The 11,982-nt window shown below is 54.3% G+C and carries 11 protein-coding genes; 6 read left to right on the plus strand and 5 right to left on the minus strand.

The genetic code is table 11. From position 1 onward, the window contains the following. Positions 1-39: 39 nt before the first annotated feature. Together ET33_RS09225 and ET33_RS09230 are read right to left on the minus strand one after the other, a co-directional pair. On the minus strand, positions 40-1,692 hold the full coding sequence (locus tag ET33_RS09225; protein ID WP_036679681.1) for an ABC transporter substrate-binding protein: 1,653 nt from the start codon (positions 1,690-1,692) through the stop codon (positions 40-42). A 188-nt stretch (positions 1,693-1,880) separates the two neighbouring features. Continuing rightward, positions 1,881-3,143 (minus strand): hypothetical protein, encoded by a 1,263-nt coding sequence (locus ET33_RS09230; protein ID WP_036679683.1) that lies wholly within the window; start codon positions 3,141-3,143, stop codon positions 1,881-1,883. 227 nt (positions 3,144-3,370) lie between these two features. On the opposite strand from ET33_RS09230, the gene ET33_RS09235 reads away from it, so the two are divergent. From ET33_RS09235 to ET33_RS09255, 5 genes are read left to right on the plus strand one after another with little or no spacing between them, the layout of a single operon-like run. Further along, entirely contained in the window at positions 3,371-3,751 is a 381-nt protein-coding gene (locus ET33_RS09235; protein WP_051775199.1) for a FixH family protein, read from the plus strand. Beyond that, positions 3,748-5,121, plus strand: a complete 1,374-nt coding sequence (locus tag ET33_RS09240; protein ID WP_051775200.1) for a right-handed parallel beta-helix repeat-containing protein — start codon at positions 3,748-3,750, stop codon at positions 5,119-5,121. The genes ET33_RS09235 and ET33_RS09240 overlap by 4 nt, the downstream gene beginning before the upstream one ends. After that, a complete protein-coding gene (locus ET33_RS09245) occupies positions 5,118-5,708 on the plus strand; it encodes a nitrous oxide reductase accessory protein NosL (RefSeq protein ID WP_036679685.1) in 591 nt (196 codons plus the stop codon). The genes ET33_RS09240 and ET33_RS09245 overlap by 4 nt, the downstream gene beginning before the upstream one ends. Beyond that, positions 5,708-6,529 carry an ABC transporter permease gene (locus ET33_RS09250; protein ID WP_010493834.1) on the plus strand — a complete coding sequence of 274 codons (822 nt, stop codon included), beginning with the start codon at positions 5,708-5,710 and terminating at the stop codon, positions 6,527-6,529. Before ET33_RS09245 ends, ET33_RS09250 begins: the two co-directional genes overlap by 1 nt. Further along, the gene (locus tag ET33_RS09255; protein ID WP_036679687.1) at positions 6,522-7,235 is read left to right on the plus strand and encodes an ABC transporter ATP-binding protein; all 714 of its coding nucleotides are present in this window, start codon (positions 6,522-6,524) and stop codon (positions 7,233-7,235) included. Before ET33_RS09250 ends, ET33_RS09255 begins: the two co-directional genes overlap by 8 nt. 70 nt (positions 7,236-7,305) lie before the next feature. On the opposite strand, the gene ET33_RS09260 is transcribed toward ET33_RS09255, so the two are convergent. Both ET33_RS09260 and ET33_RS09265 read right to left on the minus strand, forming a co-directional pair. Next, positions 7,306-8,208, minus strand: a complete 903-nt coding sequence (locus ET33_RS09260) for a TetR/AcrR family transcriptional regulator (protein ID WP_036679690.1) — start codon at positions 8,206-8,208, stop codon at positions 7,306-7,308. 87 nt (positions 8,209-8,295) lie between these two features. Next, positions 8,296-9,528 carry an MFS transporter gene (locus ET33_RS09265; RefSeq protein WP_036679692.1) on the minus strand — a complete coding sequence of 411 codons (1,233 nt, stop codon included), beginning with the start codon at positions 9,526-9,528 and terminating at the stop codon, positions 8,296-8,298. 396 nt (positions 9,529-9,924) lie between these two features. Here ET33_RS09265 and ET33_RS09270 point away from each other — a divergent pair, with 396 nt between their 5' ends. Next, entirely contained in the window at positions 9,925-11,403 is a 1,479-nt protein-coding gene (locus ET33_RS09270; RefSeq protein ID WP_036679695.1) for an Lsa family ABC-F type ribosomal protection protein, read from the plus strand. An 84-nt stretch (positions 11,404-11,487) separates the two neighbouring features. Here ET33_RS09270 and ET33_RS09275 read toward each other — a convergent pair whose 3' ends face one another. Next, complete coding sequence (locus tag ET33_RS09275; protein ID WP_036679698.1) at positions 11,488-11,868, minus strand: VOC family protein; 381 nt, start codon at positions 11,866-11,868, stop codon at positions 11,488-11,490. Positions 11,869-11,982: the final 114 nt, after the last annotated feature.

The following is an 11,982-nucleotide window of genomic DNA, read 5'->3' on the forward strand; positions in this document are numbered from 1 at the left end:
AACTACCCTCCCCCCTTAAACCATGGACGATTTCCGGAGTCACTTTGGACAATTGTCGGAAAACAGATGTAGCGCTGCATCGACGATCCGATCGTGGGCGGTAGCGGAATATTCGTACCACGGGTCGGAAGGAATGCGGTGCACCCGATGCTTCCGGACCGCTTTCAAATCCTGCCATGCGGGAGCGCTGCTTAAACGCTTGGCGTGAGCCAGCGATTCGGGCTCCTGGCGAACGAGCAGCAGCAGGCGGTCCGCATCGATCTCCGCCAGGCGTTCCAGCGTAATCGGCTCATCAAGAACGGTGCGGCCAACCGGGCAAGCCGGCTTCACTTGCAGGTCGCCATACAGCACTTCCCGCATGCTCCGGTTGCTGAACACATGGCATTCGTCCTTATAAATGCGCAGGATCAGAACCGTATCGTCCCCCGCCTCGCGGGCAAGCCGCTCCCGGACGGACTGCACCTTGCGATCGTACTCTCTCAGCCACAGCTCCGCTTCCTTCGACGCCCCCAGATATTCCGCCGTAAACTGCAACTGCTCCCGCCAGTTCTTCTCGGCCCACGGCACCTGCAGGAGCGGAGCGATCTGCTTCAGCTTATCCTGTTCTTCCTCATCCAGTCCGGTGCGGCACAGAATAACGTCCGGCCGCGCTTTGCGCAGCGTGTCGATGTTCGTTTCCCAATCCATATTGTTGCGGTAGGCACTGAGATGAACAGGAATATCGTTGCGGTATGTTTCGTAGTAGTAAGCCGTCCACTTCGGATGAAGCGGGGCGGCATAAGGCAGCATCCGCAGCGCCACGAGCTGGCCGGTGATGGCCGAGCTGTAGGCGGCTACCTTGCGGCTGCGGTTCTTCATATAAACCGTCGGCGATACGCCGACTTCCTGCTTGAACTTTCGGCTTAAATAAAACTCGTCGCTGTAACCGACCTGCTGGGCGATGTCCCGCAGCCTGACGTTCGAACCGGCCATCAGCTGCTTGGCCCGCGTCATGCGGAGCTCCGTCAAGTAATCGATGGCGCTGCTGCCATACGTTTTTTTGAATAGCTCCACATAGTATTTGGGGCTGACCCCGGCCATCCGGGCGAGCTGCTCGATCGACAAGCTTTCGTTGAAATGGCGCTCCATATAGTCTTTCGTCCGCCGGATGGCGGCTTCCGAATCTTTTCTCGCGGAGAGTCCGACATTCTTCATGACGCCATAGATCAGCTCGCGGAAGGCAAGGCGGGCGCGCGGGCGTCCGGTATCCTCGCCGCTCTGCCAATGGCGGCTCACGGCGTCGCATAGCGTAATCATCTGCGCGGCGGGAATCATCGGAATTTCGTCCTGCACCCAGAACAAGCCTTGCTCCTTCTCGAACCGGAGCTGCCCCTCGTCCTCTTCCGTCTCCCGGTACAAGTCAAACCGGAACAAAAACAGGCTCAACCCTTCGGCCGTATCCGAGGCGGCGCCGAACGTCTGGCCCGGAGAGCACACATAAGCGGTATCCTGGCGGAGCCGGCCTTCCTTCCGGTCCACAATCAACCGCCCGTGTCCCTTCGTCACCGCGAGCAGAACGTACGAATCCGCGAGCTGCTGCTCCATGCGCCATTCGCCGTCCCCTTTGACTGCTTCTACGTCCCGAAGCTTCCAATGCTTACCGTCCAGCCAAGTGACCACCTTATCCCCCGGTTCCGTGATGCTTGGATTCATAAGCTTGTGCACCATCCTATATGATAATGATTCTCAATACATTTTTTGAAGTATACCAAAAAGCCATCCCCTTGTCGATGAGATCGGCGTCCAGCAAAGAAAAACAGACCTCCGATACCACGGTGAAAGTGGAATTCGAAGGTCTATTTTTCAGTCCGATCATTCAATTGTCTAATCGAAAGCGGGCTTTACGGCTTCACCCATTTCGCTCCCTGCCAAGTGTGGATGTAATACCAGGACTCCCCGTTGGGGGATTTCCAGACCCGCGATGCCGTAACGGTTTGCGGGGTAAACGTGAGCCATTTTTCCGCAGGCTGATTTTCCACATAAGGGATGTCGAACCCGATCGAGGACCCGGTAAGCTCAAGCCGTTCGCTGCTTAGCTGCACCCCAAGCTTGGCATCCTGCTCGAAATCGCCGGTTAATCGCGAGGCGATTTCCATGGACGGATTGATCCATTTCCCGACGCCCTCGCTTACCGTAAAGTACCAACTTCCTTTTTTCCCGATGACCTGAACGGTTTGGGCCGGTTGTTCTCCCGCCGTTTTATTGGGATCGGAAGAGAAAGCCAAAGGCGTCTGGTAATAATGGAACGAAACGGGAATATCCAGCTTCCGATCAACCTGCTCCAATCCTTCAATGCCAAGCCCGTAGTCGTCGCTGCAGCGTATCCATCGCAGCCCGTTCGGCGTCTCGACCTGGTACCAGACGCTCGGAGGAACCATGCGGGCTTGACGTGTATACTTTTCCACAGGCTTCAATACTTGAGGAGGCAGCTTCGGCTCGTCGGCCAACGGCTTTTCAAAGGGCAGGCTGTACACCTCACTCTCCCGCGCAATAGGAATCATGCCATCAACCGGTTGGCCTACGCCCTCGTAATACTCCGCATAATGCTCCGAACGAATCCATTGCTCCCCCAGCCAAGAGGTCGCGATCAAATGCCACTTCGCCGACGTGCGGCAGGGCGTATACGGATCGCATGCATCAATGGAGGCAACGGCCTGAACTTGCTGCGGAGAAAGACTGTATCCGGTTACTTTCATCCGGGAGTCATAAAGCGGGGTCTGGAGATCCAGCAGAGTCAAGGTCTGTTCCTGCTTCTGCAGCTGGCCGTACTTGTACGCCCCTTCCTTCAAGTTAATCCACGCTTTGCCAAGCCACGTCTCGACCGGCACTTTGTCCATCCTCGTAATATCGAGCAGTCTGTCGCTTTCAATCGGGGCGAGCTTCACCGATTGATAAGCGCTGATGGAGCCCAGAATTTCATTCGGTTTCGTTTTATCGCTGGCGTACAGTTTAAAATCGTCAAGCAAAGTAATATAAGGCATCGCGCTCGGTTCGGCAAGCTTCTGCTCCGCAGGCTTTTGGTCGGCACGAGCGGTCTGCGATCCCGACGGGAAGGTTACCGCTGCGGCCAGCAGCAAAATGAGCCATTTGCTTATGTCGTCCATCTCCTTTTCAAAAAAACCAAAAGTTTTCCATTTTTCATCCTAGCATAAATATGGAATAAAAAACAGAACTTTCCCATGCGTTTCCCCTCAACCGGCAGACGGCTTTTGCCAAAAAGTTCATTTTATCTTCACAGGAAACCACCCCCGATAGCCCGACCGGGCTATGGGCAACCCGCTTGCCGTTCTATACAATGAGGGTGCTTGCCTGTTTTGTAAGGAGTGATGAGATGAATCGTAAACGAATGCTGACGGTCTTGCTCAGCCTGCTGCTGGCGGCCGTGATGACCGCCTGCTCCTCGGAGCGTCCGGTCGACCCGTCGGAGGTGGAGGTCACGCTGACGACCGAGCCTTCGCCGCCCAAGGCGAACGCCGTCATCAAGTTCACCGCTACGGTAGGCGGTGTGCCGGAATCGACCAAAGCCACCCTGGCCTTCGACATTCGCAAGTCCGAAAACGATACGTTGTCGTATTTGAATGCGAAGCCCGAAGGAAACGCGTACTCCGCGGAAAAAGAATTGAAGGAGCCGGGAACGTACACCGTCTATGTGCATCTGTACATCGGCGACCTGCACATCATCAAGAAAAAGAAGATTGAGGTCGCTTCATGAGCCGCAACCGCATCCGCAGCCTGATGCCGCACGGGTCCGCCCTGCGCGCCGCGCTGCTGGCGTTCGCGCTCGCGGTGCTGCCGTCTACGGCGGTCTGCGCCGAAAGCAGCGGCAACAGTGGAAGCAGCGGGAAAGAGATCCCGCTCCAGCAGCTCATTGACGAAGCGCCGCCGGGCGGCACGCTGAAGCTGGCGGAAGGAACCTACCGGGGACCCGCCATCGTTGCGAAGCCGCTGCGGATCGAAGGCGCGGGCGGAGCGCAGATCGTCAACGAGTCGGATCAGCCGGCGGTAGAGCTCCGTGCCGACCGCTCCGCGTTAGCGGGCCTGGCGATCCGGGACACGGGAGCCAAGACTACGGCAGCCGTGCTGCTTTCCGGCGCCGACAGCACGCTGGAGAATCTGCGGATCGAGACGGTGTCCTCCGGCATTCATCTGCGGGACGCGAGCCGCAACGAGATCCGCCGTACAACGGTGAGCTGGGCGGGGCCGGACGTCAAGATAACGGAGAAAGGCAACGGCATCGACCTGTACGCCTCCCATGACAACGTGATCGCAGGTAACACCGTCACCGGTATGCACGACGCCATCTACATCGAGAACAGCAACGGCATCCGGGTAGAACAGAACGAGGTGAACGAGTCCCGGTACGGCGTGCATTTCATGTACGTCAACGATTCGTCGATCCGGGGCAACACCGGGGCGCGCAACATCACCGGAGCGATGGTCATGGCCGTCAAAAGCGTAGAGGTAACGGGCAACACGTTCGTTAAACAGAGCGAGAACGTCAACTCCCAGGGCCTGCTGCTGTTCGACGCGAGCGATTCCGTCTTCGCGGACAATCGTCTGGAGGGCAACCGCGTCGGCATCTACGTCGAGCAAGCGCAGAAGAACGTACTGGAGCGCAATCGGGTGACCGTGAACTACGTAGGCCTGCAGCTCAAAGAATCCGAGAACAACCGGTTTCAAGGCAACGATTTTCAGGGCAACGTGATTCCGGCGGAAGCGACGGACAGCCAGAATAACGACGTGAAAGGCAACTATTGGGACAGCTTCCAAGGCGTCGATCTGGACGGAGACGGGTTCAGCGATATGCCGTATGCGATCAATCCTTTTTTTCAGAAGATGACCAAAACGACTCCGCCGTTCCAACTGTTCTTCCAGTCGCCCGGCATGGCGTTTCTGGAAGGCATGCTGACCTCGTCCAAGAAAGCTTGGACGACCGACCGGGCGCCGGCGATGAAGCCTTACGCAGCGGACGCCTACCGTCTGCCGGCCGGATCTGAAACGGCGGGAACGCTAATCGTCAGCCTCCTCCTATTGGGGAGTGCAGTAACAACCATATTCGTAACGGGGGTTCGAAAAAAATGAAAAAATTTACTTTAAGCCTAGCCATCGTCATGATCATTCTAGTGCTGTCGGCATGCGGAGCCAAAAAATACGAGCCGCAGGCCATCAACGAAGCGACGGACAAATGCGCCGTGTGCAACATGCAGGTGAAAGACGACCAGTTCGCAACGCAGGCGGTCCTGAAGGACGGCAAATCACTGAAATTCGACGATATCGGCTGCTACAACGAATGGAAGAGCAAAAACGGCACCGAGCAGGTCGGAGCGACATTCGTCCGGGACTACCATTCCAAGGAATGGATCGAGCTGGAGAAGGCTTACTACGTATACGACAAATCGTTCAAATCGCCGATGGCTTACGGCATCTATTCGTTTAAGGATAAAGCGACTGCGGAGAAGTTCATCGCGGAGAATGGAAAAGGCAAGCTGATGACGGGCTCCGAGCTGGGCTCCCATACATGGGAACGCAATTCGGACAAGATGAAGCATATGAAAGACAGCCACAAGCCCGGCGATGAAGGCAAGCAAGATATGAAAGATATGAAAGACATGAAGGACGGTCATGGCGGCAGCGAAGCGAAGAAAGAAGAGCCGAAGGTCGCACACTAATGAAACCGATGCTGACTGTGGCGATTCGCGAGATGCGAATCGGCTTCCGCAACCCGTGGGCATATTCGTTCCTTGCGCTCTTTTCCCTGTTCAGCCTGGCTCTGCTGCTGATTCACTCCAGCCGGGTCGTTGAAGGATACTCCAGCGTCACGGGAACGATGCTGAACCTGATCTTGTACCTGCTGCCGCTTATGACGCTGCTGCTCGGCTCCTTCTCGCTAACCGCGGAAAAGGAAGAAGGCGGCTGGCAGCTGCTCTCCGCCTATCCGCTCGGCACGCCCGCGTTCGTGCTGGGCAAATATGCGGGCATTGCCGCCGTGCTGCTCGTCATCGTCGCCTTCGGCTACGGCTTGACCGGCGTCGTCGGACAGCTCACCGGAAAGCCGTTCGATGTGAAAACCTTCACGTTGTTCCTGGCTTTCTCGGCCGGCATCGTTCTGCTGTTTCTGGCTGTGGCCGCTATCGTCGGCACGCTCGCCAAAAACCGCTGGCAGGCGCTGACGTACGGCGTGGCGATCTGGTTCTTCACCGTCATCGGCTGGCCGACGCTGCTTGTCGCTGTGCTCGGCTTGCTGCCGTACCTGTGGATCAAGCCGGCGCTGGCCGTGCTCACCCTGTTCAATCCGGCGGAGCTGGTCCGGCTGTTCATCGTCGTCAAGCTGAGCGGAGGGTCCGTGCTCGGGCCCGAATATTACGAATGGATCGGGTGGATTCGCGGAACGGGCGGCACTCTTCTGTTCCTGCTCGTCTCAGCCGTCTGGATCGCCGGTTGTCTGGGCGCCGCCGTCGTGCTCTGGGAAAGGGGGCGGTCGCGTGGCTGAACCGGTGCTGAAGCTGACGAATGTCCGCAAAACGATCAACAAGCAGCCGATCGTCAAGGGAGTCGATCTGGAGCTGTACCTGGGGCAGGTGATGGCGCTGTGCGGCGGCAACGGAGCGGGCAAAAGTACGCTGCTGCGCATGATCGTCGGCAGCTCGCAGCCGACCGAAGGCTCCATCGAGGCGTGCGGCCTCCAGTGGCGCGCCGACCGGATGCGCTACGCCGCTTCCGTCGGCTACATGCCCGACGACTATGTGTTCGGGCAGGCGCTGTCCGCGCGGGAGACGCTCACGTTCTGGGCGAAGCTCCGCAACGTACCGCCGTCCCGCGTCCAGGAGCTGCTGCACAAGGTCGGCTTGGCCGAGGTGCAGCAGAAGCCCGTCACCTCCTTCTCCAAAGGGATGCGGCAGCGGCTGCTGTTCGCACAGGCGCTGCTCGGCGACCCGCCTCTGCTCGTGCTGGACGAGCCGACGAACGGCCTCGATCCGTACTGGCTGCAATCGTTCGTGCATCTGATCGAAGAAGTGAAACGCGAAGGCCGCGCCGTCATTTTCTCGACGCACCACCTGCAGGTGGCCGAATCCGTCGCCGACCGGGCCATGTTCCTGCGGAACGGGGAATTGGTGCGGCAGGGCTCCATCGACGAATTTCGGGAGCACTACGGGCCGAAGGGACTGGACGGAGCGTTTACGGAATTTATGGCTTAAGCGCATCTCGTCTGGACTCAACAGAAAAGCCTTGTCCTCTTTCCAAGGGAAGAGAACAAGGCTTCTTTCATTATCCGCGAACAAGTCCCGCCTGTCTGCACGCCGCCTCCAGCTCCGCCAGCAAATCGGCCGGCTCCGGGGAACGCTTCAAATTCGCCAGCATGCCGAGCACGATGACCTTGCGTGGACGAATCTCCACCAGCTCCTGCTCCAACACCGCCAGAGAATCGAGCGCCTCATTGCGCGCTTCCCCTTCGGAGAGCCGCTCCAGCCGTTCCCGGCACCGCTTCACAAGCAGGAGCGGATGAGCCGACTTCGCATTTCTCGCGCATACCTCTTTCAGCCTCGGCCAATTGCTTTCGTTCAAAAGAGGGCGCGGCTTCTCCCGCAGCACGCGTTCCGCTACCGCATCGACGATATGCAGGATATGGCTGCATACTTCGTCCGGTACCAACGTGATCTTCTCGACCAGTTGCAAGCCCATGTAGGTCGACAGCAAGCTGCTTAACAGCAATACGCCTTCCGGCGCATAGGGCGTGTAGCCGTCCCCGTAAATGCCAACGAGGCTGTCGATAAAAAACATACTGATCTCGGTATCCATCCGCTTCAAGTAATCCCGAATTTCCTGATTTACGAAGCCTCCGTTTTCCCGCATCTGCATGGTAAAAAATTCGGGATATTCTATCCACAGGCGAAGGCAGACGAGTATTTTCCGCTCCAGGCGCTCCCTCGGGCCCAACTGCCGTTCGCGTTCCACGAGCTGCATCCCGTCGTTCAAACGCTTAAAAAAGAATTTAAAAATATCCAGCAGCAGCGCTTCCTTGGAGGAAAACTGCTGATACACGCTGCCTTTGGACATTTTGCAAGCTTCGGCGATTTCCTGCATCGTCGTCTGCACATACCCGTTCGCAGCGAACAGCTTCATCGCGGCAAGCAGGATGTGCCGCTTCTTCTCGTTCCATTTCTCTTCCACCGTTACACCGCCCCGAAACTTGTATGGTCTGCTTCGTTTCCGTCATAGCGACTATAGCGGATACGCAGGTAACTTGCAAGCATCGTCCTAGTCCCGAACGGCCGCGGCACCTTCTTGTAACGGTGCCGTGCTTCCACCCCCATTGCGTTCCTTCCAGCCGATCAGCATGGCCGTGCTTGCCACCATGAAGGCCGCTCCGAGCACGTAAGGGTAATTGACGTTAACGTCGAACAGCACGCCGGCAATCGACGGTCCCGCAATCGTACCCAAGCTCATATAGGCGTTGTTCATTCCCGCAACGAACCCCTGCTCGTTTCCGGCCATTTTGGACAACAGCGTATTGACGGCCGGCCGGATAATCGTCGTGGCAACGAAAAACAGAATGGTTACGGCAAAAACGGAAACGTACGTCTTCGTCACGAGGACCGCCAGCATCATGACGGCGGAAAGCAGAAACATAGCAATAAGAATTTGACGCTCGCTAAACCTCCGCAGCAGTCTTTCGAACAGAACGGCTTGGGTGAAAACCCCTGCCAGCGCGCCGAGCGTAATCATCAGTGAGATGTCCTTCGGTGTAAATCCGTGCTTCACGTCCACATATAAACTAATCACGGCTTCAAAATTCATCAATCCGAACGTCAGCATGAAAACAAGCAGAAGCAGCACGAAGTACGGCGCGCGAAACGAGCCATGCAATTGCTTGAACAGATTTTCCCGCTTTCTCTCCGCCGTCCGGGCCAATTGCCTCGCTTCCCGGCTCTGCGTCTCCGGCAAAAACAACAGGGACAGCAGCACCGACACGCCGGCTATCGCCGTCGCCACATAGAACGGAACCCGCAGCCCGTAGTCGGCCAGAAATCCGCCGATGCCGGGTCCGATCACGATGCCCAGCGACATTGAGGCGCTGAACAGGCCCAATCCTTTTCCGCGATCCTTCTCCTGCGTAATGTCGGCCACATAGGCCATCATCGCCGGTGTCAGAAGCGCCGCCCCGATTCCGCCGAGCAGCCTGGACACGTAAAGCAGCCACATCTGATCGGCCAGCCCGAACAGCAGCTGGGACAAGGCAAACACCCCGATCCCCCCGACAATCATAATTTTACGTCCGTATTTGTCGGACATCTCGCCGGCGATAGGCGAAAATACGAGCTGTGTCACCCCCACAGCGGCGACAAGATATCCCATGTCCTGGCCGCTTGCCCCGAATTCCGTAATGAATTTTGGCAAAATGGGGATGATCAATCCCATTCCCACCATCGTAATAAACATGTTCACCATCAAAATGACGAGCGGTCCCCAATTCGATCCGGTTTTCGTCATAACGTTCACCTCTCTTGCAGATTCCAATTTCATTTTGACCAATCGGTTCTATAAACGACCATATGGTCATTCGAAATTATATCCTTCCCCTCCCGTGAAGTCAAATAGTTGATATTAACAAATAGTTATGATAAGATGGCTCTAAATTAATGACAGGAGCTGAAAAGATATAATGTAAAATAACTTTCTTGCTAAAAAATATAAAATAGTAAAACAAACAAGCGATACGAGCGCATGTTTTATTATTTATATGCAAGAAAGTTACGATATCTTTTCACTCAAACAATATATCCTTATCTAACTCTATATCTGGGTTGGATTTGTTGTATTTATTTGAGCTGTGGGAAAGGTAACTTTCTTGCAGCTCTTTTATTTTTGTACAGGAGGATCTATTCCATGTCATTAATCAATGTAACAAACCTGGCGTTTGCCTATGACGGCAGTTACGATAACTTATTCGAGAACGTAAGCTTTCAAATCGATACCGATTGGAAACTCGGATTTACGGGAAGAAACGGCAGAGGCAAGACCACCTTCCTCAACCTTTTGCTTGGGAAGTATGAATACAGCGGAACGATTTCCGCCAAGGTCAGCTTCGAGTATTTTCCATTTCATGTGGAGAACAAGGAGCATAACACAATCGATGTCATCGGCGACATTTACCCGGATTACCTTCACTGGGAATTGATGCGTGAGCTTTCGCTGCTCAAGGTATCGGAGGATGTTCTATACCGGCCCTTTGCTTCATTGTCCAATGGGGAGCAAACGAAAGTACTGCTGGCTGCCTTATTTCTGAAGGAAAACAGCTTTCTGTTGATTGACGAGCCGACCAATCACCTGGACATGAACGCCAGAAAGCTTGTCAGTCAATATCTCAATACGAAAAGCGGCTTTATTCTCGTCTCTCACGACAGGTCGTTCCTGGATCGCTGCGTAGACCATATTCTGTCCATCAATAAAACCGACATCGAAATTCAAAACGGCAATTTTTCTGATTGGTGGGAAAATAAGCAGAGACAAGACCAATTTGAGCTTGGCGAGAACGAAAAGCTGAAAAAAGACATTAAACGCTTGTCGGAAGCGTCCAAACGAACGAGCAATTGGTCGCATGAGGTGGAAAAAACGAAGAACGGAACAAGGAATTCCGGCTCCAAGGTGGACAAAGGGTACATCGGGCATAAGGCTGCCAAAATGATGAAACGCTCCAAATCGATGGAGCACCGGCAGCAAAACGCGATCGAGGAAAAGTCGCAGCTCTTGAAAAATATCGAAAGCTCCGAGAGCTTAAAGATTACCCAACTGGCTTTTCATAAAAATCAGCTCGCCGAACTGGACCACGTTTCCATTTATTATGGGGAGAAGACGGTTTGCACTGATATCAGCTTTACGATTGAGCAAGGGGAACGAATCGCGCTCTCGGGTGCGAACGGCTCCGGAAAATCAAGCATTATTAAGCTGATTTGCGGCGAGGATATCGTGTATACCGGCACGTTCAGAAAAGGAAGCCAGCTGAAAATATCGTACGTTTCGCAGGATACTTCGCATTTACAGGGAAATTTAACGGATTACGCCAGAAGCAGCGGGATTGATGAAAGCCTGTTTAAATCGATTCTTAGAAAGCTTGATTTTTCCAGAGTTCAATTTGACAAGGATATTTCAGATTATAGCGGCGGCCAAAAGAAGAAAGTGCTGCTGGCGAAAAGTCTTTGCGAGAAGGTTCATTTGCATATTTGGGACGAGCCGCTTAATTTTATCGATGTGATCTCCCGCATGCAAATCGAGGAACTGCTGCTTGAGCACTCGCCGACCATTCTTTTTGTGGAGCATGACAGCGAATTTTGCAAAAATGTGGCTACCAAGATCGTTAAGCTCTAAATGGGCGCAAGCTAAATAGAGGCAGCGGCAGTCTGGAACGTTATTTTTACGTCCGAAGCTGCCGCTGCCTTTTTATTTGAGAGTTTACTTTTTTTCCATGACCGCAAAGTAGTTGTCTTCATCATCTGCAAAGTTAAATACTCTTCCGGCAGGCATCGTTACAATTTCTCCGACTTTGACATTTTTATTGGATAAATCGCCATACAACTGATCGAGATTTTCCGTAAAAAACATCAGAGAGGGCGTACCGAGATCTAATCCGGGCGACATTTTGGCAACGAACTCCTTATTATGGAGAATGATGCTTGTTTCCGCACCCTTGGCAGGAGCAATTTCAATCCATCTCATGCCTTGGCCGTTATTTTCTTCTGAAACGACCTTAAATCCTACTTTTTCCGTCCAAAAATCCCGCGCCTCATCTTGGTTATTTACATACAACATAATTTGACCGACTTGACTAATCATTCGCTGTTCATCTCCTTTGTTATAAGTAATTACCAAACCCGATGCTTCTCATTACTACAGGTACAGGTTTCTTGATCGGCAGTAGAATTATGGCCTCCTTTTCCGACGCGTTTA

The sequence above is a fragment of the Paenibacillus tyrphae genome (assembly GCF_000722545.1).
Taxonomy (GTDB): Bacteria; Bacillota; Bacilli; order Paenibacillales; family NBRC-103111; genus Paenibacillus_G; species Paenibacillus_G tyrfis.